This window comes from Geodermatophilus sp. SYSU D00696 (assembly GCF_054050235.1).
This window is the reverse complement of the sequence record NZ_JBJGYY010000053.1, coordinates 1-26992: the sequence shown is the minus strand read 5'-3', so window position 1 is coordinate 26992 and position 26992 is coordinate 1. Positions and strand designations below refer to the sequence as shown.

The following is a 26992-nucleotide window of genomic DNA, read 5'->3' as shown; positions in this document are numbered from 1 at the left end:
GGGTGTTTCAGCGGGTGCGCGAGCCTCCACCACCCGGCCCTCGCCCCGCCACGGACTCCGGTCCGCCCGAGGACGTCCGCGGCGGGGCCGCGGCGGGGCGAGGCGCCGCGGCCGGAACAGGACCCGGCGACCGCCGCCTGGGGGGAGTGGGAACTCCGCGGCCGGCAGGCGGAGCTGACCCGGCTGCGGGACCTGTTCGCCTCCGGGGGCGGTGGAGCCGTGGTGGTGGGGCCGCCGGGGGTGGGGAAGTCGCGCCTGTCCGCGGAGTTCGTCCGCGAGCACGCCGACGCCGGGCACCCCACGCTCCGTCTCTCCGCGACCAGCAGCGGTCGGGAGATCCCGCTCGGCTGCATGGCCCACGTCGTGTCGGCGGCGGGGCACGGCGGGTCGACGAACCTCCTCCCGGGAGACCTCGTCCACTCGACGGTGAGCGCCCTCGTCGCGCGGGCTGCCGGAGCCGGACGACTGGTCGTCTCCCTCGACGACGCCCACCTCGCCGACCCCGCCACGATCACCGTGGTCGACCAGGTCGTCCGCGCGTCGAGCGCGTTCCTCCTCGCGACGGAGCGCGCCCAGGAGGCCGATCCGCTGGTCGACCTGTGGAAGGACGGGGTGATCGAGCGGGTGGACCTCCACCCGCTGCCCGACCCCGAGATGGGCCGGCTGCTCGACGCGGCCCTCGGGAGCCCGCTCGCCACGGCCGCGCGCAGCCGCGTCCTCCGGTTGGCCGGCGGGAGCCCGCTGTACCTGCGGGAGCTGCTCAGGGGGGCCCTGGCGTCCGGAGCACTGACCCGCCGGGACGGCGAGTGGTCGCTCGGCGGCGGCTTCCGGCCCTCCGACCGGCTGCTGGACATCGTGGGGGAGCGCCTGCGCGGCCTGGGGCCGGAGGAGTCCGGAGCCCTGGAGGCCGTCGCGATCGCCGAGCCGGTGCCGCTCCCGGTGCTGGACCGCGTCGCGTCGCCGGAGGCCGTCCTGGGTCTCGAGCTGCACGACCTCGTCCGCGTCGACGACGCGGCCGGCGCCGCCGTCGTCCTGCCCGCCCACCCCATCTACGGCGAGGTGGTCCGCGCCCGGATGCCCCGGCTCCGCCGGCGGCACGTCTCGGCCCGCCTCGCGCAGGCCTTCACCGGGTCCGCCCTCGCCGAGGGGTACGCCGTCCAGCACGCCGTGCTGTGCCTCGACGGCGGCGTCGCCGTCGACGGGTCCCTCCTGCAGGTGGGCGCACAGCGGGCGCAGGCCGGCGGCGACCACGACCTCGCGCTCCGGCTGGCACGGGCCGCCCTCGACGCCGGAGCCGGCACCACGGCCGCCCTCGTCGGAGCTGAGTCGGCAGCCGCGCTGGGCCGGCTCGACCTGGTCGAGGACCTCTACCGGCAGGCCGGCGAGCGGGCCGCCTCGGACGAGGACGACGCGGGCATCGTGATCAGCCAGGCCCGCGGCCGGCTCTACGGCAACGACGCCCAGGGGGCCTTCGCCCTCGTCGACGAGGCCCAGCGGCGGCTGTCCGGCACCGAGGCCGGGCGCGCCCTACGCCTGGCCAGCGCCGAGCTCAAGGGCTTCACCGGGGAGTGGACCGTCGCCCGCGACCTCGCCCTGTCCCTGCGGTCGCCCGACGCGCCGCTCGAGACGGCCTTCGCCGCCGACTGCGTGGCCGCGTTCGCCGCCTCCTTCGCCGGGCCGCACCCCGTCGCCGCGGCGGCCGTCCGGCGGGCCTCGGCCGCGCGGGCCGCGATCCCGGCCCCCCGCCCGCTCGCCCTGATGTGGCTGGAACTCGCCCACGAGCAGGTGCGGTCGTTCGGCGGCGAGCCCGACGCCGCCGTGCGGGACTGCATCGACCGGGCAGAGCGCGCCGTGGCGGGTGCCGAGCACCCGGACTGGGCCGGGCTGTGGACCTTCTCCGCCGCGGCCGTCGCCGCGCTCGCCGGGTCGGTCACCCGGACGACGCGGTGGATGGCCGAGGACGCGCTGCCCCTGCTCCGCCGTCGGGACGTGATGAACGTCTACTCGTTCGCCGTCTCCACGGCGGCGCTGACCGCGGCCATGGCCGGTGACGGGGCGGCGGCCGAGCGCCACCTGGACCACTATGACCGCGACCTGCGCGCCGGGGAGCAGAAGAGCACGGTCATGGCCGACCGCGCGCGTGCCTGGCTGCTGGTCCGCTCGTCCGGGCCGGATGCCGCCGCCCGCGAGGCCCTGCGCGTCGCCGCGGAGGTGGCCGAGCACGTGCCGCTGTACACGGCGGTCCTCGCGCACGACGCCGTCCGCTTCGGCCGTCCGGAAGCGGCCGTGCCCCTGCTCCGGGGAGCCGCGGACGCACTCGACGCGCCCCTGGCGACGGCCATGCTCGGCCACGGGCACGCGGCGCTCGGCCGCGATGCCGGACGCCTGCGCGAGGTGGCCCGGGAGTTCGCCCGGCTGAGAGCGCGGCAACTGGCGGCCGAGGCCCTGACGAGCGCCGACCTGCTCGACGGGTCGGCCCGCCACGTCGACGAGGTCGCCGCGCTGACGGCGGACGAGATCGTCGTGGCGCCGGGCGGCAGCCGGAACTGATCCCCCTCGGCGGGCCGGAGCCCCGCCCCGGGACGGCGCCTCTGCAGGTCCTCTGCAGCCCCCGGCCAGGCTGTGCGCATGCCTCTCCGCCGTCGCCTCGCCGTCGTCCTGGTCAGCGCCACGGGCGCCGTGGGGCTCGCCGCGGGCCTCGCCGACGCCACCGTGGTGGCTCCTCGCGGGGACGCCGTGTCCGCAGTCTCCGCGGGCACCACCTCGGCGACCGGGGACCCGACGTCCGCGGCCAACAGCAAGGGCACCACCTTCGCGCTGGCCGGCTGACGGCGTCCAGGGCCCGGACACCGGCGGCGCACACCGGGCGGTCGCCCTCACGGCGACCGCAGCGCGGGCAGCACCTCCTCGGCGACCAGGCGGTCGGAGCGCTCGCGCACGCCGGGGTCGATGTCCCGGGACCCGCCCACGACCGTCACGTGGGACAGGCCGAGCCCGATCAGCCCGCGCAGCCGCTCCACGCACTCGTCGGGACCGCCGATGACGCAGAACCGCCGCAGGAACCCACCGGACAGCGTCTCGGCCTGCGTCGCGTGCTCCAGCCCGTGGTGGTAGGTGTCGTAGTGCGCGCTGACGTCGGCGACGACGGCGGCGTCGGCCGTCGACAGGGACGAGCGGGCGCCGCGCTGGAAGTGGGCGGAGATGCTCGCGTTGCCGCGCACGAGCTCCTCCAGCGCGTCCTGGTCGGTGCCGACGCCCACCACGACGAACGCACCGACGTCGAGGGTCTGCGGGTCGAGCCCGGCGGCCGCGCGCGCCTCCCGTGCCGTCCGCACCGCCCACGCGACCCGCTCGGGTTCGGCGCCCACGGTCACGGTGACCCGGTCCGCCTGCCGTGCCGCGGCTCCGATGACCTGCGGCCCGGAGCCGAACACGTCCACGGGGACCGCCTCGTCGCCGGCGACCGGCAGCCACGTGATCCGGCTGCCGAACCCGTCGACGTCGACCGTGCCGCCTCGCAGGTAGGTCTGCAGCCGGCCGAGCTGCTGCTCGAAGCCGTGCGCCGACGGCGGCCGGAGCCCCACGAGCTCCAGCGCCGTGTCACCGCGGCCGACCCCGAGGTGCGCCCGTCCCCCGGTGACGTGGTGCAGGGTGGCGAACGTCGACGCCACGACCGCGGGATGGCGGGTGACGAGGTTGGTCACGGCGGTGCCGAGCCTCAGCCGCGACGTGGCCGAGGCGGCCAGGTACAGCGACCCGACGACGTCCATGCTGAGGTTCTGCGTGTCGGTCAGCAGCAGCCCGTCCCAGCCGGCGTCCTCCGCCGCCGCGGCGTGCGCGCGCACGTCGTCGGGCAGCGGGTAGGACCGCAGGTGGAACTCGGGAGCGGGCACGTCGGCTCCCTCCTGCCGACCGCGGGCCGGCCGGGTGCGGCTGCAGATGGCGACCACCCACCGCGAGGATGCCGCCGGGCGGCGCCGGCTGTCGAGGTGGCCGGGGGCGACTCGGCGGCCGTCCCCGGGGCGGTGCTGGACCGGGCCGTCCCCGCGGGACAAGGTGTTCCGGTGGAGCAGGTCGACGAACACCTCATCGAGACGGTCAAGGGCCTCGACGGTGCCGCGCGCGGCGGCGACCGGGCGGTGCTGCCCCCGGACGTCCCCGCCGAGGAGGTCCTCCGGCTGTTCGACGCCCAGCTGGGCAGCCGGCACCTGGACCTGGCCGCCCGCTGGCTGCGGGCCCGGGGCGAGGGCTTCTACACGATCGGCTCGTCCGGGCACGAGGGCAACGCGGCCGTGGCGGCCGCGCTGCGCCCGACCGACCCCGCGCTGCTGCACTACCGCTCGGGCGCCTTCTTCCTCGAGCGGGCGGGCCAGGTGGCCGGCGGCTCGGACCCGCTGCGCGACGTCCTCCTCGGCATCGTCGCGGCCGCCGAGGAGCCCATCTCGGGCGGCCGGCACAAGGTCTTCGGCCGCCGCGACCTCGCCGTGCTGCCGCAGACGTCGACGATCGCCTCCCACCTGCCCCGCGCCCTCGGCATGGCGTTCTCGATCGACCGCGTCCGCAAGCTCGGCTTGGCGGGGGAGTACCCGCGCGACGCCGTCACCGTCTGCAGCTTCGGGGACGCCTCGGCGAACCACTCGACGGCCGTGGGCGCGATCAACGCCGCCGTGCAGGTCGGGTTCCGGGGGCTGCCGATGCCGCTGCTGCTCGTCTGCGAGGACAACGGCATCGGCATCAGCGTGCCCACCCCGGACGGCTGGGTGGCGCACGCCTACGGCAGCCGCCCGGGGCTGGAGTACTTCGCCGCCGACGGCGCCGACCTGCTCGACGCCGTCGTCACGGCCCGGCGGGCGGCGGACTGGGTCCGGCGGCACCGCCGGCCGGCGTTCCTCCACCTGCGGACGGTCCGGCTCATGGGGCACGCCGGCACCGACGTCGAGAGCGCCTACCGGCGGGCCGACCAGATCGCCGCCGACCTGCGCCGCGACCCGCTGCTCGGCACCGCCCGGCTGCTCGTCGACACCGGGCTGCTCACGCCGGCCGAGGTGCTCGACCGCTACGAGGGGATGCGGTCCCGGGTGCTCGACCTCGCCCGGGAGGTCGCCGGCCTGCCCCGGCTGGGGTCGGCCGCGGAGGTGGTGGCGCCGCTCGCGCCCGCCACGCCGCAGGAGGTGGCCAGGGTCGCCGCCGAGGCCGCGCCGCCCGAGCGCCGCGCCGCCCTGTTCGGGAGCACGCTGCCCGAGGACGAGCCGCCGATGACGCTGGCGCAGTCGATCAACCGGGCGCTGCTCGACGTCCTGGCACGCCACCCGGGCGCCCTGGTCTTCGGGGAGGACGTCGCGGCCAAGGGCGGCGTCTACGGGGTGACCCGCGGCCTGCTCCGCAAGGCCGGTGCCGCCCGGGTCTTCGACACCCTGCTCGACGAGCAGACCGTGCTCGGGCTCGGCCTCGGCGCCGGCGTCTCCGGCCTGCTGCCGATCCCCGAGATCCAGTACCTGGCCTACCTGCACAACGCCGAGGACCAGCTGCGCGGCGAGGCGGCGACCCTGCAGTTCTTCTCCAACGGGCAGTACCGCAACCCGATGGTCGTCCGGATCGCCGGCTACGGGTACCAGAAGGGCTTCGGCGGTCACTTCCACAACGACGACGCCGTCGGGGTGCTGCGCGACGTCCCGGGCCTGGTCGTCGCCTCGCCGGGGCGACCCGACGACGCCGCGGCGATGCTGCGCACCTGCGCGGCGGCGGCGGCGGTCGACGGCGCCGTGTGCGTCTTCCTGGAGCCGATCGCGCTCTACCACACCCGTGACCTGCACGCGGAGGGCGACGACGGGTGGACCGCGCCGTACCGCCCGCCGGGGGAGTGGGCCGAGCACCACGTGCCGATCGGCCGGGCGCGCACCCACGGCGACGGGACCGACCTGACGCTGGTCACGTGGGCCAACGGCCTGCACATGAGCCTCCGGGTCGCGGCCCGCCTCGCCGAGGAGGGGATCGGGTGCCGGGTGGTGGACCTGCGCTGGCTGGCGCCGCTGCCCGTGGCCGACGTCGTGCGGGAGGCGGAGGCGACCGGCCGTGTCCTGGTCGTCGACGAGACCCGCCGCTCCGGCGGTGTGTCCGAGGGCGTGCTGGCGGCCCTGGTCGACGCCGGCTTCACCGGCCGGATGGCCCGGGTGACCAGCGCCGACAGCTTCATCCCGCTCGGCGACGCCGCCCTGCACGTGCTGGTCTCCGAGAGCGACGTCGAGCGGGCCGCGCGGGAGCTGGTGCGCCGCGGGGGCTGACCGATCGGGCCCGCTACCCGACCGGGGGCCCTGCCGTTCCCGGCGCACCCCGGCCGAGGGCGGCGAGCACCCGTGCGGCGACCACGGGCACCTCGCCGTCGGCGTCGACCCGCCGCAGGATCCCCTCGGCGGCGTAGAAGTCGACCAGCGGGGCGGTCTGCTCGCGGTAGACCTCCAGCCGGTGCCGCACCGTCTCGGGCCGGTCGTCCTCGCGCGCGACCCAGGCGCCGTCCACGAGCACCCGGCGCGCCGCCATCCGCCGGATCAGCTCGGCGTCGCCGACCTCGAGGTCGACCACGGCGTCCAGGCGCGTGGCCCGGGCCCGCAGCTCCTCGCGCAGCCGCTCGGCCTGGGCCACCGTCCGGGGGAAGCCGTCGAGGAGGTACCCGTGCTCGCAGTCGGGTTCCTCCAGCCGCTCGACGAGCACCGCCGTCGTGACGTCGTCCGGGACGAGGTCACCGACGTTCGCGTACGCCGCCACGGTCCGGCCGAGCTCGGTCCCGGCGGCGACGTGGGCGCGGAACAGCTCCCCGGTCGACACCGCCGGCACGCCGAGCGCCTCGGCGAGCAGCGCGGCCTGGGTGCCCTTGCCGGAGCCGGGTGGCCCGAGCAGCACGATGCGCCGGACGTCGTCCGGTGCCGGTCGCGGGGTCACGCCGGGCCCCGGACGGCCTTCCTCGCCCGGGGGGCGGGGCGGACGACGAGCACCGGGCAGGGTGCGTAGTGCTGCACCCGCTGGGCGGTGCTGCCGAGGAGGATCACGTCGCTGAGCCCGCGTCCGCCGGCCGCCATCACGATCAGCCCGGCGTCGTGCTCGGTCGCCGCCTTGATGATCTCCGCGGCGGGCGACCCGCTGCGGATCTGCCTGCCGACCTCCGGTCCCCAGCCGTCGAAGACGGCCGCCACCGCGTCGACGGCACGCTGCGCCGCCTCGCGGAAGCTGCCGGCGCCCTCGCCGACCTCGTGGTGCTCGGCCTCCGAGATCTCGTCGGCGAAGGCCACCGAGGCCAGCGGCCGGAGCACCGCCACGACCGAGATCGTGTCGATCTTCGCGGGGTCGGCGAAGGACGTGAGGTGGCGGGCCGCGGCCAGCGACTGCGGCGACCCGTCGGTGGCGACGACGACGTGCATCTCAGACGTCCTTCCGGACGACGGCCTCGGGATCGCCGCGCCGGGCGCCCGGGGGGCGGTTGCGCGAGCCGACGGTGTACTCGATGAGGAAGAGGACGACGCCGACGGCGATGAGCCCGGCACACCAGATCAGCGACGACGGGTCGTCGTAGACGGCGAACCCGAGGATGGCCAGGTTGCCGAGCAGCCCCAGGATCAACAGGGGCGTGTTGGCCCGGTAGGTGCGCTCGTCCTCGTCCCGCCCGCGCAGCTTGAGGCAGGCCACGATCACGAGGGCGTAGATGGCCAGGAGGAGCACGACCGTGACCAGGGCGAGGGTGTTGACCAGGTCGATGCCGCCGGCACTGACGAAGATGCTGCCGGCGATGAGCAGGGCCCCGACCACCACCGCGCTGAAGAGCAGCCCCACCCAGGGGCTGCGGCGGGTGGCGTGGATCTTCGCGAAGACGCCCGGGACGACGTCCTCCTTGGCCATGCCGTAGAGGATCCGCGGCTGGGTGACGATCGTGACCAGGGTGGTGTTGGTGATCGCGATCAGCGCGATGATCGAGAACAGCGTGGTCATGAAGTCGGTCGAGAAGGGCAGGATGCCCTGCCTGACGACCTCGAGCAGCGCCGCGTCGGACTCGGCGAGCTGGTCGGTGGGCACGGTGAGGGCGGCGGCCATGGACACCAGGACGTAGACGAGGCCGGCCACGACCATCCCGCCGACCAGGGACCGCGGGAAGTTCCGGTGCGGTTCGATCGTCTCCTCGGCGACGTTGGCCGTGTTCTCGAAGCCGGTCATCGCGAAGAAGGAGAAGGCGATGCCGGCGAGGACCGCGAGCGCGGGGTTGCCCGAGACGCTGATGTCGGCGAGGACCCCGAAGTCGGCGTCGCCCTGGGCGATGAACCAGACGCCGATGACCATGATGATGAGCAGGCCGGCGACCTCGACGAAGGTCATCAGCATGTTCATCACCACCGACTCGGTGATGCCGATGAAGTTCACGACCACCAGCGCGAGGACGAACACGAGGGACACGAGCAACGCCGGCGGGCCGTCCCAGAGCGTGGCGAAGTAGGAGGCGAACCCGGTGGCCAGCGAGCCGGTCGCCGCGAAGCTGGCCGACAGGAACGACACGGTGACCAGGAAGGTCAGCGCCGTGCTGCCGAAGGCCTTCTTGATGTAGAGCGAGGCGCCGGCGGCCTGGGGGTACTTGGTCACCAGCTCGGCGTAGGCGGCGCCGGTGATGGCCGCGACGGTGACGCCGAGGGCGAACGCGATCCAGAACGCCCCGCCGACGGCGGCGGCGACCAGGCCGATCAGGACGTAGATCCCGGAGCCGAGGACGTCACCGAGGGTGTAGAAGAACAGCTGCCCGCCGGTGATGGACCTCCGGAGCCCGGTGTCCTCCTCGTCGACGGTGCTGGCGCTGCCGCTGGTGTGGGCCACGAGGTCCTCGCTTCGTCGGGGGCGAGTTTCCGGCCCGTTCACGGAAGCGTCACCCGGCACCGGTGTCAATTCGAGCTCCCGGGGTTCCGGCTACCCCGCTCGGCGACGACGGCGGCCGATGCCGACGAAGTAGGGCGCGAACACGGTCGGGCGGACGGGCGCGGCGTCCATCCGCTCGAAGGCCGCCTCCCAGCGGCGGACGTCGTCGGGCCCGGCGAGACCGTCGGCCAGCAGGGCGTCGCGGGCCGCCCACGCCGGCGGGCGCACGCCCGGCGGGAGCGGCGCGATCAGGTACCGGCCCTCGTGCAGCTCGACGTCGAGGCCGGCGCGCTCGAGCAGGCGGGCCAGCTGCAGGCCGACCCGGAGGTCGTTGCCCCGCCGGCGGTGCAACTCGTCGTAGCGCTCCTCGAGGTCGGCGAGCTCCGGTTCGGTGTCGAGCGCTCGTCTCGCGGTCCCGTCCACGTCGACGAGGTAGACCGCTCCGCCCGGCCGCACCAGGGAGGCGAGGTGGTCGACGATCGCCTGCTCCCGGCCGCCGTTGTGCGCCAGCACGTGGCGCATCAGCGCGACGTCCACCGATCCCGGCGCGATCCCGCTGGCGGTGCCGGTGCCCTCCCGCACCTCGACGTTGCCCGCACCGGAGTCGGCGACCACCCGCCGCGCGGCCGCGCGCGCCGACGCGTCGGGCTCCACGCCGACCACGCGACCCTCCGGGCCCACGACCCGCGCGATGACGACGGCGACCGCCGCGGGACCGCAGCCGACGTCGGCGACCGTCGCGCCGGGCACGATGCCGGCGGCGCGCCAGTGGGGGGCCTCCTCGCTGCGGGCCCGGTCGGCCATCATCCGGTAGCGCCGGACCTCCTCGGCGGTGATCTCGAGCGCGTAACCGGTCACGTCGCCTCCCTGGGTCCCGCCCGGCATGGTCCCGTCCGGCATGGTCCCGCCGGGCCGGTGACGGAGTCCACCTCCCCGGAGCGCGTCCTCAGACGCCGCGCCGGGACCTCATCAGGTGGAGCAGCGCCCGTGCGTAGGCCTCGGCCGGGTCTCGACCCTCGTGTCCGCTCGTCGCGCCGTCGACCCGGAGGGTGACCCGGTAGCCGTCGCCGGTCGGCGCCAGCCCGGCGAACGCGTCGCCGAGCAGCTCACGGAGCTGGTGCTCGGCGGGCACCCACAGCGTCTCGGACTGCTCGACCGCGTCGAGCGCCCACTCGGTGGTGCCGTTGAAGCCGATCACCGGCCCGGTGGGGAACCGGTGGACCTCGATGGTCATGTCCGAGAGCACGAAGACGTCGGCGTCCATGTCCCGGTCGGGGATGACGAAGCTGTCGCCGCGCGCGGGGGTCCACTGGAGCCCCGCGTCCTGCAGGGCGCGCGCCAGAGCAACGGAGAGCACACCACCATCGTGCGATCCGGCCCGCCCGGCCGCCCGATCGGCGGTGCGGTGTGTGACAGTGCTCCGCTCGACGGGAGGAGTGGCATGCGGGCGCGGACGGTGTGGGGCGTCGTGGGGATCGGAACGGGACTGGCGGTCTCGATCGGCGGCCTGGTGCTGGCGATCGTGGACCCCGGACGCGCCCTGCTCGGCGGCATCGGCTTCGGGGTCGGGATCCTGCCGTTCGTGGCCGGGCTGTTCCTGGTCCGGCACGCCCTGCCCGAGGCGGGGAACGGCGGCGGGCGGCCGTGGGACACCTCGGGCAGCTTCTGGGACCTCTTCCGGTAGGTGCCCGGTCGCCGGCCGACGGGTGCGCCTGCGGACGACGGCGGTGGACCGCTCGACCGGCCGTGCCGGAGGCGTCAGCCGGCTGCGGCGAGCGTCCGGACGCGCCGGCGGGGGAGGACGTGCGGGAGGCCCCGGCCGACCATGCCCAGCGTGCTGCCGAGGCGGCGGGGCCAGGAGGGGTCCGGCAGCGCCGGCGGCGCGGCCATGTCGGTGACGTCCACGAAGAACGTCCGCACCGGACCGATGCCCTCGAGGTCCTGGGGGATCTCCCGCATCGCCAGGCCCGTGGCGGCGGTGCCGCCGCCACGGTGGAGGTCGTCGGAGACGAGGAGGTACTCCGGGACGTCGACGGCGTTCTTGAGCAGCCGGTGCACGTAGATCACGTCCACGCCGACGAGCTTCGTCCGGCGTCTGATCGTCTGGGTGGCGACCTCCCCGACGTGTGCCACGAACTTCAGCGTCAGGCCGTTGGTCTGCGTGCAACTGCCGCAGGGGCACATGTTCAGCTCGACGTACCGGCGCTCCCGGTGGAAGGCCTGGTGCATGGCGACGACGGCGCGGGTGACGGCGGACAGCGCAGCGGGGCCGTCCACACCCTCGGCGTCCCGGGAGAGGAACGCCGCGTCGCCCTCGATCTCGATCAGGTCGAAGTCCCGCGCCGCACCGACGACCCTGTCGAGCATGCGCTGGGTGGCCGCCTCCGCGTGCCCGAGGATGCTCCGGTGGAACTGCATGTACTGCGTGTAGCCGCCGATGTCGGCGATCAGGAGCAGTGCACGCCGGGTCGTCATGCCGGACCCTAGCGCCTGGCAGGTCGCCGGCGGCAGTCCTCGCCGGGCGCCCGGCGGCGTCCGGCGAGGCGGACCTAGTCGTCGAAGAGCGAGGTCCTCAGCTGCCTCTCCGGCAGCACCTGGATGAAGTACTCGGCGCCGAACATCTCCCGGAGGATCGACTCGGGGAACATCGTCGGGTCGATGGGGTACTGGGAGCGGTGGGCGGCGGTGGCACGGACCTTGTGGCCGACGAAGTCCGAGACGTCGATGCGCGTGCTCACCCGGGGGTCGACCCGGTCGCCCGAGGGGAGCGACCTGCTCCGGAGAAGGGCCTGCTCGTCCGGTCCGCCGAGCGAGGCGGGGTCCGAGGCCAGGAAGGTCAGGCTCGTGACGTCGTCGAGGGCGACCACGTGTGCGTTGCGCGGCCGGCCGGTGGCGATGCCCTGCTCACCGAGGAACTCGCCGGGGCCCGACCGGTCGACCACCCGGACGGTGCCGTCCTCGCCCTCGCGGCGGATCTCGACGTGCCCTGACAGGAGGAAGTGCATCACCGTCGCGGCCTCGCCCTGCTCGATGAGGTAGGAGCCGGCGGGGAACCACTCGACGTTGACGAAGTCGGCCGCGTAACCAAGCGCACTCGTCTCGCGCGAGAAGACCGAGAGGGCGCGGACGAAGTCCCGCGTGCCCTTGAAGCGGGTCGTCAGCTCGACGACCCAGGTGGCCAGCCGGTCGCGCAGCAGCATCCCGCTGCGGGGCAGGTGGCAGTGGAAGAGCCGGACCGGCGCCGCGGCCTGCCGCTCCTGGCAGGCCGCGGTGACGGCAGCCCCGACGGCGACGTGGTCCGGGTGTCCGGAGAACCCGTCCGGGCCGAAGGTGACCACCACCTCGGGGTCGAACTCCCCGAGCAGGTCCGACGCGAGGTCGGTCAGGGTCCGGCGGTCGACGGCGCCGAGGCCGCCGTCGGGGTGGTCGAGGCACCTCGTCCCGGCGAGCCCGAGCTCCTCCCCGGCCGCGGCGAGCTCCCGCTCGCGGACCGCGCGCAGGGTGGCGCGGGTGGCCACGTCGGCGTCCCGGATCTGGCCGGCACCGCCCCTGGTCAGGGAGACCACACGGACGTCGGCACCGGCACTCGCGTACTTCGCGAAGGTGCCGCCGGCGCAGACGGTCTCGTCGTCGGGGTGGGCGAAGACGCCCAGCACGCGCGGACGCCGCCCACCGAGACCTGGGGTCGAGGGGTCGTCCGCCACCGGTCACCGTCGACTTCGCTGCTCGTGGGCTGGACCGGGACCGGGGCCCGGCCGGCTGGTCGAGGGTGCACCGTACCGCCCCTGGGCTGCGGGGAGTCCCCTCGGGACGCCGCTGCGCTGCTAGCGTGCGCGCCGTGGCGGGTGCCTACCGCGAGGCGTGGGCCACGGTGGCGGGCAACCGCAACCTCCGGCTGGCTCAGTTGTCGTCGGTGTCGGCGTGGACGGGCGAGTTCCTCCTCCTCACGGCGATGACGGTGTACGCGTTCGACACCGACGGGGCGGTGGGCGTCGGCGTCATCGGGTTCCTGCGGGTGCTGCCCACGACGGTCGCGCTCCCGTGGTTGGGCGCGCTGGCCGACCGGGTCGACCGCCGCCGGCTGCTCGTGGTGACGTGCACCCTCAGGGCGGTGACCGCGGCAGGGGCCGGGTCAGCGGCCGCGGCCGGGCAGCCGCTGCTCGTGTACGCGCTGCTGACGGTCTCGACGGTGTGCCATGCCGGCTACCGGCCGGTGCTCGGCGCCCTGTTCCCCACGCTGTGCACCACGCCGGAGGAGCTGGCGGGTGTGAACGCGGTCCGCTCCATCCTGGACGGCGTGGCGGCGCTGGTCGGCCCGCTGGCCGCTGCCGTCCTGCTCGCGGAGTGGAGCGCGGCCGCCGCGTTCGGTGTGGTGGCCCTGCTCGCCGCCGTCGCCGGTCTGCTGGCCGCTGCGCTGCGCTACGAGTCCCCGCGCCCGGCGGCCAGCGGGCGGGCCGGGCGCCCCGGCGTGCTCGCCGACGTCGCCGACGGTCTCCGCGAACTGCGCCGGCGCCCCCGGGCGGCGGACGTGATCCTCCTCGGCGGCGTGCAGTGCCTCGTCCGCGGCACCCTGACGGTGCTCGCGGTCGTGGTGGCGGTCGACCTCACCGACCTCGGCCGGCCGGGGGTCGGGCTGCTGTGGGCGGCGTTCGGGGTGGGCGGCCTGGTGGCGGCGATGGCGTCGATCGGTGCCGCGGGGAGCGCCCGGCTGGGCACGCTCTTCGGCGCGGGGATCGCGCTGTGGGGGCTGCCGCTGGTCCTGGTCGGCCTGCTGACCGGCAGCTACGCGGCGGTCGGCGCGTTCCTCGTCGTCGGCGCCGCCAACGCGCTCGTCGACGTCACCGGGTTCACCCTGCTGCAGCGGCTGGTGCCCGACGAGACGCTTGCACGGGTGCTCGCGCTGACCGAGGCGGTGTTCTCCCTCGCGCTGGCGCTCGGGTCGCTGGCGGTCCCGGTCCTGGCCTCCTGGCTCGGTGGCGCCTGGGCGCTCGTCGTCGTCGGCTGCCTCCTGCCGCTGGCGGTCGCGGCGCGCTGGGCCGGACTGCGGGCGACCGACGCGGACATCGGGGTGCGGAAGGACCGGATCGTCCTGCTCCGCCGCGTCGACATGCTCCGCCTGCTGCCCGTCCCGGCGATCGAGGGGCTGGCCCAGCGCCTGCGCCGGACGTCGGTCCGGACGGGCACCGACGTCTTCCGGGAGGGTGACCCGGGCGACGACTTCTACGTCGTCGAGTCCGGCTCGGTGGCGGTGGTCCACGACGGACACGAGGTGCGCCGGCTCGGTCCCGGCGACGCGTTCGGCGAGATCGCGCTGTTGCGCGCGGTCCCGCGGACGGCGACCGTGCGCGCGCTGGAGGACACCGAGCTGGCCGCCCTCAGCGGTCCGGACTTCGTCGCGGCGGTCACCGGGTTCTCGGCCACCTCCTCGACTGCCGACCGACTGGTCAGCGGCTACCTCGCCGACGACCTGCAGCGTCGCGCGACGGGACCCGAGGCCGGCCGGGACGGGAGTCCGGGTCTCCGCTAGCTCTCCCCCTCGAGGTCGATGGGTCTCGCGCAGGCGTGCGTGAGCGGACCCGGCACCACGGTGTCCGGCCGCGGCGGCAGCGTGGTGGTCGGTCCGGCGGTGGGGCCCGGTCGAGGGTCAGCCCCCGCTGTTCACCAGGGAGAACAGCTGCCGCGGAGCCAGCCGGGCCCCGAGCCGGGACAGGCGGCCGAGCCCGATGGCGATCTCGTCCCGGCCGGCGTCCAGGCCCCGCACGGCCTTGTCCAGGAAGGCGTCGAGGGGCATGGCCATGGGCGGCGTCGACGGCAGGTCGCGGTGCAGCGGCGTGTCGACGACCGGCGCGATGATCTCGACGACCTGCACCGTCGAGCCGGCCAGTTGCCGGCGCAGGCTCACCGTGAAGGAGTGCACCGCGGCCTTCGTCGCCGAGTAGACGGGGGCCTTGGCCAGCGGCACGAAGCCGAGGCCCGAGCCGACGTTGACCACGCGCGACCGCCGGGCCCGACGGAGCAGGGGGAGCGCGGCGGCGGTGACGTTGACCAGCCCGGTGAGGTTCGTCGCGATCTCGGGTGCGACGTCCGCTGGCCCGGGAGGCTCGACGGCGGAGAAGTCGAGCACCCGCTGGATCCCCGCGTTGTTGACGAGGGTGGTCAGGACCGGGGTGTGCGCCGCCACCTCCGCCATCCCGCGGGTGACCGACTCCGGGTCGGCGACGTCCACGACCACCGCGGACGCGGCGGGGTGCGCAGCGGCGGCTGTCTCCAGCCGGTCCCGGTCGCGGCCCACCAGCACGACGCGGGCGCCGCGCGCGAGGAAGCGCGCGGCGAGGCCGGCCCCGATGCCCGAGGTTGCTCCGGTGACGAGGACGGCCTCGTCGGTCACGCGCTGCGCCACGGCTCGGCCTCTCCGGGTGGGTGGGCGCCCGGCGAGGACCCGGTGGAGGCGGCGGACGTCCAGCCTGCGGTGACCGGGCCACGCCGAGGCGGTCGACGACCAGGGTAGGTCGGGAGCCGGCGCGGGCGGCGGGCCGGCGGACGGTCCTCGAGCCGGCGTGGTGTGAGGATGGCGCATGGCCGACCTCCTGCGGGTCACGGTCCAGGACCGGGTGGGGGTCGATCGAGTACGACCGGCCGCCGGTCAACGCCTGCCACTGGGCCGGCCACGGGCGCTCGCTTCCTCTACGACGGGACCCTGCTCGGCGCCGAGGAGGCGCACGCCATCGGTCTCGTCGGGGCTGGCCCGGAAGCCGGCGCGGGCGCTGGCGGCGATCCGGCGCAGCGTCACCGGGGGCGTCGACCTGCCCTTCGACGAGGGCCTGGCCATCGAGCGCGAGGAGGCGGTGGCGCTCGGCGCGGCGCGGGACTCCCGCGAGGAAGTGGACGCCTTCCTCGGCAGGCGGCCACCGTCCTGGTCGGACTGACCTGGAGCCGGTCCCCGGGCCACGGCCGGATGGTGCGCGACCGGGTCGCGCGCGTCGCCCGTCCGCGTCAGGCTGGGGCGGTGCGAGTGCTGGTCACCGGTGCATCGGGGTTCGTGGGCGGCCGGCTGGCCACCGCGCTGGACGAGCAGGGCCACGAGGTCCGGGCCATGACCCGCCGACCCGGGGGCTACGAGGGAGCCGGCACGCCGGTCGCGGGGGACGTCGGGGACGAGGCGTCGCTGCGGGAGGCGCTCGAGGGCGCGGAGGCCGCCTACTACCTCGTGCACTCCCTGGCCGACGCGGACTTCGAGCGCAAGGACGCCGACGCGGCGCGGGCCTTCGCGCGTGCCGCCGCGTCGGCCGGCGTCGGCCGGATCGTCTACCTCGGGGGCCTGGGCCGGGACGGCGACCGGTTGTCCCCGCACCTGCGCAGCCGCCGGGAGGTGGAGCGGCTCCTGGCCGGCAGCGGGGTGCCGGTGACCGTGCTGCGCGCGGGCATCGTGGTCGGCCACGGCGGGGTGTCGTGGGAGATCACCCGCCAGCTCGTGGCCCACCTGCCCGCGATGGTCACCCCCCGGTGGGTCGGCACGCGGACCCAGCCGATCGCGGTCGCCGACGTCGTCCGGTACCTGGTCGGCGTCCTCGACGCGCCGCAGGCCGCCGGGCGGGTGTTCGAGGTCGGGGGCCCGGAGGTGCTCACCTACCTGCAGATGCTCACCCGGGTCGCCGACATCCAGAACCGGCACCTGTTCGTCGTGCCCGTCCCGCTGCTCAGCCCGCGGCTGTCCTCGCGCTGGCTGTCACTGGTCACCGACGTCGACGTGGCCACCGGTCGCTCGCTCATCGACTCGATGACCAACGAGGTGGTCGTCACCGACCCCGCCATCCGCTCGGTCGTCCCCTTCGAGCCGGTGGACTACGACGAGATGGTGCTCACCGCCCTGGTCGAGCGGGCGCGGGAACGCCGGCGGCGGATCGGGGAGCGGCGGGGCGGGTGGCTCAGCCGCGGAGCGCGGCGGTGACCCGCCGCCGCGCCCTCGCGGCGCTGGAGGCCCGGGTCCGGCGGGCAGCCGGGCCGCTGCTGCGGAGCGTGCCGCGGGACCACTGGGAGAGCGACGAGGCCTTCCGGCGGCGCCGGCGGGTCACCGGCACCGTCGCGGTGGCGGGCGCCTCGCTGCTGGGGGTGTCGCTGTCGACCCCGCCGGGCTCGCCGCGGTTCTACGGGCTGACCCTCGGCGTCGCCGGCACCTGGGTCGCCGGGGGGCTGGCGTCCGGGCCGCTGCACCTGGGACGGATGTTCGGGCCCGGCGACCGGCTGCAGCGGCCGCTGCTCACGCCGGTCGTCTCGGGGGCCGGCGCCTTCGGGGCCTTCTACGCCGCCGCGCTGGTCGCCCGGCGGATCCCGGTCCTGGCGCGGGCGATCGGCTCGGTGCTCCGGTACGCCGACCAGGGGTCGGCCCCCCTCGTGCTCACCACCACGCTGGCGAACGGCGTGGCGGAGGAGGTGTTCTTCCGCGGCGCGCTCTACGCGGCGGCGGGGGCCCGGCGGCCCGTGCTCGTCTCGACCGCGGTGTACGGCCTGGCCACCACCGCCACCCGCAACCCGGCGCTCGTGCTGGCCAGCGTGCCGATGGGCCTGCTCTTCGCCCAGCAGCGCCGGATCACCGGGGGGATCCAGGCGTCGGTGCTCACGCACGTGGTGTGGTCGACCCTGATGCTGCGCTATCTGCCGCCGCTGTTCGCCGACCGCCTGGCGGAGGAGGAGCGGGCGACCCCGGCCCGGTGACGGGAGCCCGGACCGCGACCCCTGGCCGCGGTCACCGCCGGCGAGGAAGCTGACCGGGACCCCGACGGGGCGCGGAGTGGGGGCCGGGATGCGGATGATGCTGGTGACGGCCGGCAGCCGGGGGGACGTCGAGCCCTTCCTCGCGCTGGCGCGGCGGGCGCGGGACGACGGCCACGACGTCCGGCTGGGCGTGACGCGCGACTTCGTCGACGCGGCCGAGGGCGCCGGCGTCGACGTCGTCCCTCTCGACGCGGACTTCACGGCTCTGGTCGCGCAACAGGGTGTGTCGGCGTGGGCGGCGCTGCGGTCCTACCGCTCCGTGGTCCGCCCCCTGATGGCCGCCATGCTGCGGTCCGCGGCCGAGGCCGCGGTGGCGTTCCGCCCCGACGTGGTCGTCCACCACCCCAAGGTGCTCTCCGCGCCGATCGCCGCGGCGCACCTGGGGATCCCGCACGTGCTGGTGGAGATCGTCCCGACGCTGACACCGACCCGCGAGTTCCCCGCCGCCGGGGTCACGACGGTGGACCTGGGGCGGTTCAACCGGCTGACCTACCGGGCCGCGGCCGGCGCCTCCCGGCCGTTCGCGGGGACCCTGCGGGAGATCCGGGCCCGGCTCGGGGTGCCCGTGCGCGGTCGGCTCCCGGCTCCCTCGCTGACCCTCGTGCCGGTCAGCGGCGTCCTCCTGCCCCGCCCCTCCGACTGGCCGGACACCACCCGGATCACGGGGCCCTGGCACCGCCCACCGGCGGACCAGCCGCTCGACGCCGAGCTCGACGCCTTCCTCGAGGCCGGCGACGTCGTCTACGCCGGGTTCGGGTCCATGGCCACCGGCGACCCCGTCGCCCGCGGCCGGGCCGTCGTCAGCGCGGTCCGCGCGACCGGGCGCCGGGTCCTCGTGGCCGAGGGCTGGGGAGGCCTGCGGATCCCCGCGGACCTGGCCGGCGACGGCGTCCTCGTCCGCGCCGGCGTGCCCCACGCGGCGGTGCTGCCCCGCTGCAGCGTCGCCGTGCACCACGGCGGCGCGGGTACGGCGCACGCCGCCGTGCGGGCGGGGGTGGTCTCGGTGACGGTGCCGTTCATCGCCGACCAGCCCTTCTGGGGCGCACTGCTCCACCGGCGCGGCCTCGGCGCGGCACCCGTGGCCGCGCGGCGGCTCACCGCCGACCGCCTCGGTGCGGCACTGGCCACCCTGCCCGGACCCGGCGCCGCGGCGGACGCCGCGCGTGCCATGGCCGGGGAGGACGGCTGCCGGACCGCGCTGGAGCTCCTCGGTCGCCTGTCCTGACCAGCGGCGCTGCTCCACCGTGACGCCGCGGTGACGCCGGATCACCAGGGTCGTGTCCCGTACCGGCCGTCGTCCCCCGCGTGTCGGGGACCGCCGACGGCACGCGTCCGAGGGAGGTGACCACGCTGGAACCCACGGCCACGCCCGATCCGCGAGCGGGACTGCTCTCGATGATCGAGGCGAGACGGGCGAGCACCGAGGCGTACGTCCGGGAGAAGACGCCGGTGAGCAACCGGCTGTCGACGATCAACATCGTGAGCAGTGCGGTCGTGGCCGCGCTCACCGCGGGCCCGGCGCTGGGCGGGACCGGCTTCGCGGAGACCGTCCAGCGGGGGCTGTCCCTCGACACGTCGGCGGTCGTCTGGGGCGTGCTGTGCCTGGGCGCCCTCGTGGTCTCCGTGACGGCGGCGGTCTCGGCGAACCTGGAGAAGAGCAGCGACCTGCAGGCCCGCATCGGCGCCGCTCAGGCCGCGGCGGCGATGCTGGCCGGGCTGCAGGCACGTCTGCAGTACGGCCGGCTCGCGGTCGAGGAGGCGACCGAGGAGTACCGGGACGTCCTGGCCGGCATCTCCTTCGTCCCCGAGGCGGACGCGGGCGCCGCACCCGGCACCGCGCCGGCGGGGCGTCGCGAGCGACGAGTGGCGTGGCAACTGGGCGTCGTGGTCGTGGCAGCGCTCCTGCTGGGAGTCACCTTCGTCGGGTACGTCCGGGGCGCGGTCGCCACCGCGCCGGGCGGGGACGGCGCCAGCGCCGCGCCGACGGCCTCGGCGGCACCGGCACCCACCGCCGCGCCGACCTCCTCTCCGGAGGGTCCCGCCGCGCAGGGCGTCTTCGGGGGACGGGTGGAGGAGGGGCCCGCCGTCGTGGCCATCCTGGTCGGCGTCGACGAGGTGATCGCCTACGTGTGCGACGGCAGGCAGTTCGAGGCCTGGCTGCAGGGCTCCCTCGCCGACGGCCGCCTGGAGCTGACCGGGCGGAACGGGGCCGTCCTCACCGGCGCGGTCGGGGACGGCGCCGTCTCCGGCCGGCTGCGGACGGCTGCGCTCGACACGCCCTTCACGGCCACGGTGGCCGCCGCGCCCGCCGGGGTGTACGAGGCGCGCATCCAGGTCGACGGCACCGAGGCACGGGTGGGCTGGGCCGTCCTGCCCGACGAGCAGCAGGTCGGGCTCGTCACCGTGGCGCCGGGCACCGACCCCTCTCGCCGTGGCGCGCCGCCGCTGGACCTGACCGACCTGACCTTCGTGTTCGGGGGCACCGAGCACCGGGCGGAGCGCCTGGACGTGTGACCGCCGGACGGCCGCCGGGCCGGGGAGCAGGGGGGCGGCCCGGCGTGGCGGAGGTCAGTCAGGCCAGGGACGGGTCACGAAGGTCGAGGAGCCGCGCAGCTCGCAGGGGCGGCACCGGGCGTCGGCGTCCACGTCCTCCCAGGGCCGGCGCATCCGCTCGAGCTGCTGCGGCGGGACCGCCTCGCACAAGGAGGCGCCGTCCCCGTCGAGGAGGTGGAGGCTACGGTCCGGGGTCTCCTCCCCGATGGTCCGGGCCACCGGGAAGGGGGTGGGGTGGGGCCCGACCGCGTCGGCGACCTGCCGGTCGACGGGGACGGTCCAGGTCGTGGTGAGGGTCAGCATCGGTCCATCCAGTCAGCACCTGCTGGGCGTCGCCGTGGACCGGAGCGACAGGGTTCCGCCGGGGACCGGGGCGGAGGGCCGCGGGGCGGCCGGTCACCACGCTAGTCGCCCCGCCCACGCCGGGCCAGGCGGGAGGCGTGCGGCCGGGCGCCCCCGGGCTCAGGGGGACAGCCCGAGGGTGACGACCGCGGTCGCGACGTCCTGCAGGGACGCGTTGTGCGCACGGGCGTGCCTGCGCAGGACCTGGAACGCCTCGTCGACGGAGATCCCGCGCCGTTCCGCCAGCATGCCCTTGGCCTGCTCGATGACCACCCGCGAGGTCAGGGCGGCCTCGAGTTGCCCGTTGAGCTCGGCCAGCCGGTCCTGCACCCTCAGCCGCTCGGTGACGTCGCGGACGTTGCAGATCCGGGCCCGGACCGCGGGGTCGTCGAGCAGGTCGGTCACGACCATCTCGACGTGGCGCCAGGAGCCGTCCGGGCAGCGGAGGCGGCACACCAGCGCAGGCGGCTCCTCGCCCTCGTCCCGGTCGGGCGGCGGCGCCGCGGCCGGCCGGTCGTCGGGGTGCACGAGATCCCACAGGTGCGCGCCGAGGACGCCGTCCTCGGACCAGCCGAACAGCCGGGTGAAGGCGGGGCTGGCGTACGAGACGGCGCCGCTGCGGGAGGTGACCAGGACCGCGTCCGACGAGCGGGCCAGCAGTGGGCGCAGCGCGTGGCCCACGTCCGTGGAGACCCCCAGGATCCCGACGAGTCGACCGTCGTCGTCCCGCACGCCGACGTCGGTCACGAGCGCGGAGAAGGTCGAGCCGTCCTTGCGGACGACGGTGAAGCCGCCGGACCAGGGCCTGCCCTCGCGCAGCGACCGCATGATCTCGCCGCCGTGTTCCTGCCCGGCCTCGGGGACCGTCACCTCCGCGATGTCCCTGCCCAGGATCTCCTCGGCGCTCCAGCCGTACAGCTGCTCGGCGGCGGGGTTCCACCGGACGATGCGGCCGTCGAGGTCGGTGGCGATGACCGCGTGCCCGAGGGCGCTCAACAGGCGGTCGGCGTCCGTCCAGTGGCCGGTCCCCGTGCCGGAGGGGGAGTCCTGGTCGCGGGCCACACCCTCACCACCCGATCGGATCGGTGGCCGGCTCTCCTCGCCCGGGAGAATCGTGCCGCCGCCGTCCGAAATCGGCAAACCGGCCACCCGGTCCGTGCCGTGACCCCCGGGGGCGCCGCCTGTCGCGTCCTGGACGGCGGCCGGCGCGGCTCAGCGGGGCCAGCGCACCTCGATCCGGGTGACCGAAACCTCGATCCACGGCCCGGTGGACCGCGGGGACAGCCCCTCCCGGGCCGCCTGCTCCACCGCGTGGCGTGCCGCCTCAGCGGCCCGGGCGGTGACGGCCGCCGCGATCGCGAGGGCCGACGCGGTGACCAGTGACCCGGCGGTCGTGCCACGGCGCAGGGCCGGGAGCAGGAACCGCACCGCGGCCGGCACCGTGTCCAGCGCCGTCCGGCGCTGCGGCACCCGGCTGCCGTCCCCCCGGTAGACCTCGTCCGGCTCGATGGGGTGCTGGTCGGCCACGGCGCCACTCCCTCCGTCGGTCCGGCCCGGGGTCGGGACACGCACCCGGCCTCGCCGCGCTCGGACGTGCCGATCCTCCCACCGGGGACTCTCCACGACGAGCCATCCGCTGCGTCGACGAGCTGCTGGACCCGGTCGGCGGATGCCCTGACCGGCCGGCGGGCTGAGCGCTGTCCGGGCAGGGCGGGAACGGGGTGCACCGGGCACGTGCCGGTGGACGCGGCCGGTGCCGGCGAGTAGACCGGGGGCCTCACTCGATGGGAGGGAGCGGGACATGACCACTGGGAGCGGCCAGGAGTCCGGACAGGTCACCGGCACCCGGGACAAGGACTACAACCTCATCTGGTTCACCGAGCAGTGCCTGAGCAACGCACTCCGGCTCGAGACCTACATCCAGGACGCCGATCGCGACGGCGACAGCGAGCTCGCCGATCTCTTCCGCAAGGCACAGGCGGAGAGCCGCAAGGGCGCGGAGCAGGGCAAGCAGATGCTCAGGTCCCGGCTCAGCGGCTGATCGGACCGGCCGGACGCACGACCCCCCGGAGAGCCGCTCCGGCGTCTCTCCGGGGGGCGTGGTCTCGGGTCGGGAGGACGAGAGCGGCCGGTGCCGGCTGGTGTGGACGCGGCGTGTCCTCCCTCGCGGGGATCGGTCAGGTCTTGGCCCGGCGGGGGTGCATCAGCCGCTCCATCTCCGTGGCGGCCCGCTGCTTCTCCTTGCGTTCGCTGCGCTTGGCCTTGACGGCCTTGCCCGACTTCTTCGTGGCGTGGTTGTCGTGGGGCGACTTGTCGGCCATGGGAGTGCTCCCTCGTCGGCGGTGGGAACAGCTCCTCTCTACAACCGGTCGTCCGGGTGCGCCAGGGGGTCCGTCGCGTCCGCTCGGCCGGGGGCGGCCTCCGGCCCGGACACCGTGCGCGGCGTGGCTCCCCGTCCGGTCGACCCGGCGCGAGCAGTCCTCGACGCGGCCACGACGTGCCCGGCGACGCGCGCCGTCACGGGCTCGCTGACAGGGTGGGCGGCATGGCCGCTGCATCTCCCGTCGTCGTGGTGACCGGTGCGAACGGGCTGGTGGGCACCGCGGTGTGCCGGGCGCTGGTCGAGCGGTCGGCGCAGGTGCGCGCCGTGGTCCGCCGCGCCGGCAGCGCGCCCGCGCTCGGCGGGGTCGCCGAGCACGTCGGCGACCCCGCCGACGAGTCCCTCGCCCGCGCGGTGACCCGGGGGGCCGACGCGGTCGTCACGACGGTCCACCCGATGGGCTCGCCGCGGGAGGTCCAGCACCGGGTGGGCGTCGAGGGCACGTCGGTCCTCGCCCGCGCGGCCCGCGACGCCGGCGTCGCCCGGCTGGTGCACGTGTCCACGGCCGGGGTCTACGACCGCTCGGCCGGCGTCGGGGACGTCGCCGAGGACGGTCGCCTCCTGCCCGAGGGCAGTGGCGACTACCCCGACACGAAGAACGCCGCCGACGCCGCGCTGGTACAGGTCGGCGGGCTCACGACCGTGCTGGTCCGCCCGCCGGCGATCCTGGGCGCCGGCGACACCTCGGTCTGGAACACGCTGCGACCGCAGGCGATCCGGGACGGCGACCGCCGGGCCAACCCGGCGCAGACCTGGCCCTGGGTGCACGTCGAGGACCTGGCGGCCTTCGTCGCGGACGTCGCCACGGGCGCCGTCGCCACGTCCGACGACCCGGAGCGGGGCCCCGTGCCCGGGGGCACGACCCCGGTCATCGTCGCCGGCGAGCCCGCGACGTGGCGGGACTACCTCGGCACGGTGACCGGTGCGCTGGGCGTCGCCCCCGAGTGGACCGACGAGCCGGTGTGGACCGGACGGCTGCGCACCGACCGCGCGCGCCGGTGGGGCTGGGTGCCCCGGGTCGGCCTCGCGCAGGCCCTGGACGAGCTGCGGCGGGGTCTGACGCCCCAGGCGTGACGGACCCCCGGCGCCCGGGACCGTCAGCGCGGGGCCACCCGGAAGACCGGCCAGCCGATCTCGGTCCGCCAGGCCGACGGGTCGGGGGTGTCGCGCGGGCCGGCCAGGTAGGTCTCCCGCACCGGTCCGGCAACGGCCAGGGCGTTGGCCAGCACCCAGGCACCCAGCTCCCCGTAGGTGACGTCGATGTCGTCGTGCTCGCCGACGTGGGTCGCGACGGCCAGTTCGACGGCCGGCAGGGTCACCGGGTGCACGCGGCCGCTGCGCGGGGGCCGCGCCGTCGGCCGGTACACGAGCACGTGCCCGCGGCCGGCCTCGAACAGCGCGTTGTCGTACAGCCCTCCGGCGGGGCCGCTCGGCTCGCCGACCACGGCGTCCAGCTCGGCCATGGCGCCGGCGTACCAGCCGAGGACCTGGTCGTGCGCCACGTCGTCCTCGACCGCGGCCACGGTCGAGGCGGGCACCGCGCGCACCTCCACCTCGAGCGGGGCCGGCTCCGGTCGCAGCAGCCGGCGCAGCGACGCCACCGCGGCCCGGGTGCGGTCCAGTTCGGTCTCGAGCCGCTGCAGGTGGTCGGAGACCAGGGCGGCACGGGTGCCCGGGTCGGGGGAGCGCAGGATGCGCTGCACGTCGGACAGGGGGACGTCGAGCTCGCGCAGCCGGTGGATGACCTGGGCGGTCGGGATCTGGCCCGCGCTGTAGTAGCGGTAGCCGGTCGCCTCGTCCACGGTCGCCGGCTCGAGCAGGCCCGCGTCGTGGTAGCGGCGCAGGGTGCGCACGCTGAGGTGGGTCAGCCGGGAGAACTCGCCGATCGCCAGCACCGGAGCACTCTGCACCCTCTCCCCGGGGGAGGGTCCACCCCTTGACCCTCCCGCCCGGGGAGGCCGCACCGTCGGGGCATGACCACACCGACCAGCATCCGGCCCGACCAGCTGCCTACGACGATCCGCGGCTTCCTCGCCGCGCACCGGGCCCGGGAGGCCGACGTCGCGCTGCGCGCCTTCACCCCGACCGCAGTGGTCGTCGACGAGGGCAGGACGTACCGGGGAACCGAGGAGATCCGGCGCTTCCTGTCCGAGGCGGGCGCCGAGTTCAGCTACACCACCGAGCTCGTCGGTGCCCAGCGCGTCGACGACACGCACTGGGTCGCCACCAACCGGCTGGAGGGCGACTTCCCCGGCGGCGTCGTCGAGCTCGGCTACCGCTTCGCGATGGACGGCGAGCTCATCGCCGAGCTCGTCATCGCCCCGTGACGCGCTCGTTCCCCACGGACCGGGAGGGAGGACCGATGACCAGCGGCACGCCCGAGGCCCGCACCGGCGCTCCGCCGACGGTGGTGCTCGTGCACGGGGCCTTCGCCGACTCGTCGAGCTGGAACGGCGTGATCGCCGAGCTCCGGCGGGACGGACACCCGGTGATCGGGGTCGCCAACCCGCTCCGCTCGCTGGCCGGCGACGCCGAGTTCCTGCGCGACGTCCTGGACGGCGTGGACGGGCCGATCGTCCTCGCGGGCCACTCCTACGGCGGCAGCGTGATGAGCGAGGCGGCCGAGGGGCACCCGCGGGTGAGGGCGCTGGTGTACGTCGCCAGCTTCCTGCTCGAGGCGGGGGAGAGCACCGGTGAGCTGGCCGGCAGGTACCCGGGCAACGAGCTCGGCCAGGCGCTGCGCCCGGTGCCCGTCCGTGGTCCGGGCGGGCGGCCACGCGACGACCTCTACATCCAGCACGACCGGTTCCGGGAGGTCTTCGCCGCGGACGTGCCGGCGGCCGTCGCCGAGCTGATGGCCGTCACGCAGCGGCCGATCACCGCCGACGCACTGGCGGACGAGGCGACCACGGCGGCCTGGAGGACCATCCCGTCCTGGACCCTCGTCACGCGTCAGGACCTAGCCGTCCCGGCGCAGGCCCAGCGGTTCATGGCCGAGCGGGCGTCGTCGCACACCGTCGAGGTGGACGCCTCCCACGCCGTCACCGTCTCCCGGCCCGACGTCGTCGCGCGGCTGGTCGACGAGGCCGCCCGCGCTACCGCCGCCTGATCCCGGTGGACGCGCGTTCGGGTGCGGGCACGGAACGGATGGACGTCAGCGGCGAGCAGGCTGCGGCGCGCGGTAGCGGGCCAGGAAGTCGCGGAACCCGTCGACCAGGAAGGCGCGCGCCCTCCGGCTGACCGGCGCGGAGCCCGCGACGAGGTCGAAGCCGTGGAAGGCGCCGGGGTAGATCTCGAGGCCGACCGGGACGCCGGCGTCGCGCAGGCGCCGGCACCAGTCGACGACCTCGTCGTGGAACGGCTCGATGTCCCCGACGAAGGTCAGCGTCGGAGGCAGGCCGGCGAGGTCGGTGGCCCGTGCCGGGGCCGCGTAGGCCGGCACGTCGCCGCCGCGCAGCTCGCCGAGGTAGAGGTCCCAGGCGGCGGTGTTGGTCGTGGTGTTCCACACCGGGGTGGAGTTGTCGCGCGAGGAGGCGGTGGGGCGGTCGTCGAGCATCGGGTACAGCGGCATCTGGAAGGCGACGGCGACCTCGCCCCGGTCGCGGGCCGCCAGGGTGACCGCCGCGGTCAGGCCGCCGCCGGCGCTCTCGCCCCCGACGACCAGCTGGTCGTCGGCGACGCCCAGGTCGCCGGCGTGGTCGCGCAGCCACAGCAGGGCGTCGTAGCAGTCGTCCAGCGCCGCGGGGTAGGGCGCGTCGACCGAGAGGCGGTAGTCCGGCAGGACGACGACGGCGTTGCCGGCGGTGACCAGGCGCCTGGCCGTGGCGAGGCTCTGCTCCGGTGTGCCGATGGCGTAGCCGCCGCCGTGGATCCACAGCACCCCGGGCACCTGCCGGCGGGGGACGGCCGGGCGGACGACCACCAGGCGCAGCGGGGAGCCGTCGCGGCGGGGGGGGGGGGGGGGGGGGGGGGGGGGGGGGGGGGGGGGGGGGGGGGGGGGGGGGGGGGGGGGGGGGGGGGGGGGGGGGGGGGGGGGGGGGGGGGGGGGGGGGGGGGGGG

29 protein-coding genes are annotated in these 26992 nt (G+C 76.0%); 14 read left to right on the top strand and 15 right to left on the bottom strand.

Annotated features, from left to right (window positions below; translation table 11 throughout):
* Positions 1–2550, top strand: a 2550-nt coding sequence (locus ACI79O_RS22420) for an AAA family ATPase (protein ID WP_456915246.1), incomplete at its 5' end; no start/stop codon positions are given.
* A 78-nt stretch (positions 2551–2628) separates the two neighbouring features.
* Complete coding sequence (locus ACI79O_RS22415) at positions 2629–2829, top strand: hypothetical protein (RefSeq protein WP_456915245.1); 201 nt, start codon at positions 2629–2631, stop codon at positions 2827–2829.
* A gap of 47 nt (positions 2830–2876) precedes the next feature.
* On the opposite strand, the gene ACI79O_RS22410 is transcribed toward ACI79O_RS22415, so the two are convergent.
* Complete coding sequence (locus ACI79O_RS22410; RefSeq protein ID WP_456915244.1) at positions 2877–3893, bottom strand: LLM class flavin-dependent oxidoreductase; 1017 nt, start codon at positions 3891–3893, stop codon at positions 2877–2879.
* 171 nt (positions 3894–4064) lie between these two features.
* Between ACI79O_RS22410 and ACI79O_RS22405 the strand changes: the two genes are divergently transcribed.
* Positions 4065–6281, top strand: coding sequence for a transketolase C-terminal domain-containing protein (locus ACI79O_RS22405; protein ID WP_456915243.1), 2217 nt, complete (start codon positions 4065–4067; stop codon positions 6279–6281).
* 13 nt (positions 6282–6294) lie between these two features.
* Here ACI79O_RS22405 and ACI79O_RS22400 read toward each other — a convergent pair whose 3' ends face one another.
* The 5 genes from ACI79O_RS22400 to ACI79O_RS22380 all read right to left on the bottom strand — a co-directional run bounded on the left by ACI79O_RS22400 (position 6295) and on the right by ACI79O_RS22380 (position 10243).
* Positions 6295–6936, bottom strand: a complete 642-nt coding sequence (locus ACI79O_RS22400; protein WP_456892936.1) for an adenylate kinase — start codon at positions 6934–6936, stop codon at positions 6295–6297.
* Positions 6933–7412, bottom strand: coding sequence for a universal stress protein (locus tag ACI79O_RS22395; protein WP_456892938.1), 480 nt, complete (start codon positions 7410–7412; stop codon positions 6933–6935). The genes ACI79O_RS22400 and ACI79O_RS22395 overlap by 4 nt, the downstream gene beginning before the upstream one ends.
* A gap of 1 nt (position 7413) precedes the next feature.
* Positions 7414–8847: an APC family permease gene (locus ACI79O_RS22390; RefSeq protein ID WP_456892939.1), complete on the bottom strand. Its 1434-nt coding sequence runs from the start codon at positions 8845–8847 to the stop codon at positions 7414–7416.
* Positions 8848–8937: 90 nt separating this feature from the next.
* Positions 8938–9744: a methyltransferase domain-containing protein gene (locus ACI79O_RS22385; protein WP_456915242.1), complete on the bottom strand. Its 807-nt coding sequence runs from the start codon at positions 9742–9744 to the stop codon at positions 8938–8940.
* Between the two features lie 88 nt (positions 9745–9832).
* Positions 9833–10243, bottom strand: coding sequence for a hypothetical protein (locus tag ACI79O_RS22380; RefSeq protein WP_456875898.1), 411 nt, complete (start codon positions 10241–10243; stop codon positions 9833–9835).
* 84 nt (positions 10244–10327) lie between these two features.
* Here ACI79O_RS22380 and ACI79O_RS22375 point away from each other — a divergent pair, with 84 nt between their 5' ends.
* On the top strand, positions 10328–10570 hold the full coding sequence (locus ACI79O_RS22375; RefSeq protein ID WP_456892942.1) for a hypothetical protein: 243 nt from the start codon (positions 10328–10330) through the stop codon (positions 10568–10570).
* Positions 10571–10644: 74 nt separating this feature from the next.
* Here ACI79O_RS22375 and ACI79O_RS22370 read toward each other — a convergent pair whose 3' ends face one another.
* Positions 10645–11361, bottom strand: coding sequence for a DUF2652 domain-containing protein (locus ACI79O_RS22370; RefSeq protein WP_456892943.1), 717 nt, complete (start codon positions 11359–11361; stop codon positions 10645–10647).
* A 74-nt stretch (positions 11362–11435) separates the two neighbouring features.
* On the bottom strand, positions 11436–12542 hold the full coding sequence (locus ACI79O_RS22365) for a PIG-L family deacetylase (protein ID WP_456915241.1): 1107 nt from the start codon (positions 12540–12542) through the stop codon (positions 11436–11438).
* Between the two features lie 182 nt (positions 12543–12724).
* Between ACI79O_RS22365 and ACI79O_RS22360 the strand changes: the two genes are divergently transcribed.
* Positions 12725–14413 carry an MFS transporter gene (locus ACI79O_RS22360; RefSeq protein WP_456915240.1) on the top strand — a complete coding sequence of 563 codons (1689 nt, stop codon included), beginning with the start codon at positions 12725–12727 and terminating at the stop codon, positions 14411–14413.
* A gap of 117 nt (positions 14414–14530) precedes the next feature.
* Here the strand turns inward: ACI79O_RS22360 and ACI79O_RS22355 are convergent, their stop codons facing one another.
* On the bottom strand, positions 14531–15286 hold the full coding sequence (locus ACI79O_RS22355; protein ID WP_456915239.1) for an SDR family oxidoreductase: 756 nt from the start codon (positions 15284–15286) through the stop codon (positions 14531–14533).
* Between the two features lie 175 nt (positions 15287–15461).
* On the opposite strand from ACI79O_RS22355, the gene ACI79O_RS22350 reads away from it, so the two are divergent.
* The 5 genes from ACI79O_RS22350 (at position 15462) to ACI79O_RS22330 (ending at position 20172) form a co-directional block, all read left to right on the top strand.
* A complete protein-coding gene (locus tag ACI79O_RS22350) occupies positions 15462–15812 on the top strand; it encodes a hypothetical protein (protein ID WP_456915238.1) in 351 nt (116 codons plus the stop codon).
* Positions 15813–15892: 80 nt separating this feature from the next.
* Positions 15893–16834 carry an NAD(P)H-binding protein gene (locus tag ACI79O_RS22345; RefSeq protein WP_456892953.1) on the top strand — a complete coding sequence of 314 codons (942 nt, stop codon included), beginning with the start codon at positions 15893–15895 and terminating at the stop codon, positions 16832–16834.
* Positions 16831–17598 carry a CPBP family intramembrane glutamic endopeptidase gene (locus ACI79O_RS22340; protein WP_456892955.1) on the top strand — a complete coding sequence of 256 codons (768 nt, stop codon included), beginning with the start codon at positions 16831–16833 and terminating at the stop codon, positions 17596–17598. Before ACI79O_RS22345 ends, ACI79O_RS22340 begins: the two co-directional genes overlap by 4 nt.
* Positions 17599–17692: 94 nt before the next feature.
* Positions 17693–18883 carry a glycosyltransferase gene (locus ACI79O_RS22335; protein ID WP_456892956.1) on the top strand — a complete coding sequence of 397 codons (1191 nt, stop codon included), beginning with the start codon at positions 17693–17695 and terminating at the stop codon, positions 18881–18883.
* A 116-nt stretch (positions 18884–18999) separates the two neighbouring features.
* Entirely contained in the window at positions 19000–20172 is a 1173-nt protein-coding gene (locus ACI79O_RS22330; RefSeq protein WP_456915237.1) for a hypothetical protein, read from the top strand.
* Positions 20173–20226: 54 nt separating this feature from the next.
* On the opposite strand, the gene ACI79O_RS22325 is transcribed toward ACI79O_RS22330, so the two are convergent.
* From ACI79O_RS22325 to ACI79O_RS22315, 3 genes are all read right to left on the bottom strand, one after another.
* Entirely contained in the window at positions 20227–20514 is a 288-nt protein-coding gene (locus ACI79O_RS22325; protein WP_456915236.1) for a hypothetical protein, read from the bottom strand.
* Positions 20515–20673: 159 nt separating this feature from the next.
* Positions 20674–21615 (bottom strand): PAS domain S-box protein, encoded by a 942-nt coding sequence (locus ACI79O_RS22320; RefSeq protein WP_456915235.1) that lies wholly within the window; start codon positions 21613–21615, stop codon positions 20674–20676.
* Positions 21616–21765: 150 nt separating this feature from the next.
* Positions 21766–22080, bottom strand: coding sequence for a hypothetical protein (locus ACI79O_RS22315; protein ID WP_456892963.1), 315 nt, complete (start codon positions 22078–22080; stop codon positions 21766–21768).
* 274 nt (positions 22081–22354) lie between these two features.
* Between ACI79O_RS22315 and ACI79O_RS22310 the strand changes: the two genes are divergently transcribed.
* Positions 22355–22594 carry a hypothetical protein gene (locus tag ACI79O_RS22310; RefSeq protein WP_456892965.1) on the top strand — a complete coding sequence of 80 codons (240 nt, stop codon included), beginning with the start codon at positions 22355–22357 and terminating at the stop codon, positions 22592–22594.
* A 136-nt stretch (positions 22595–22730) separates the two neighbouring features.
* Here the strand turns inward: ACI79O_RS22310 and ACI79O_RS22305 are convergent, their stop codons facing one another.
* Complete coding sequence (locus ACI79O_RS22305) at positions 22731–22874, bottom strand: hypothetical protein (RefSeq protein ID WP_456875888.1); 144 nt, start codon at positions 22872–22874, stop codon at positions 22731–22733.
* Between the two features lie 224 nt (positions 22875–23098).
* On the opposite strand from ACI79O_RS22305, the gene ACI79O_RS22300 reads away from it, so the two are divergent.
* On the top strand, positions 23099–24007 hold the full coding sequence (locus ACI79O_RS22300) for an NAD-dependent epimerase/dehydratase family protein (protein ID WP_456915234.1): 909 nt from the start codon (positions 23099–23101) through the stop codon (positions 24005–24007).
* Positions 24008–24030: 23 nt separating this feature from the next.
* Here ACI79O_RS22300 and ACI79O_RS22295 read toward each other — a convergent pair whose 3' ends face one another.
* The gene (locus tag ACI79O_RS22295) at positions 24031–24843 is read right to left on the bottom strand and encodes a MerR family transcriptional regulator (protein ID WP_456915233.1); all 813 of its coding nucleotides are present in this window, start codon (positions 24841–24843) and stop codon (positions 24031–24033) included.
* Positions 24844–24906: 63 nt separating this feature from the next.
* On the opposite strand from ACI79O_RS22295, the gene ACI79O_RS22290 reads away from it, so the two are divergent.
* Both ACI79O_RS22290 and ACI79O_RS22285 read left to right on the top strand, forming a co-directional pair.
* Complete coding sequence (locus ACI79O_RS22290) at positions 24907–25260, top strand: nuclear transport factor 2 family protein (protein WP_456915232.1); 354 nt, start codon at positions 24907–24909, stop codon at positions 25258–25260.
* Between the two features lie 35 nt (positions 25261–25295).
* Positions 25296–26042: an alpha/beta fold hydrolase gene (locus ACI79O_RS22285; RefSeq protein WP_456915231.1), complete on the top strand. Its 747-nt coding sequence runs from the start codon at positions 25296–25298 to the stop codon at positions 26040–26042.
* A gap of 45 nt (positions 26043–26087) precedes the next feature.
* On the opposite strand, the gene ACI79O_RS22280 is transcribed toward ACI79O_RS22285, so the two are convergent.
* A complete protein-coding gene (locus ACI79O_RS22280; RefSeq protein WP_456892977.1) occupies positions 26088–26855 on the bottom strand; it encodes an alpha/beta hydrolase in 768 nt (255 codons plus the stop codon).
* Positions 26856–26992 lie beyond the last annotated feature (137 nt).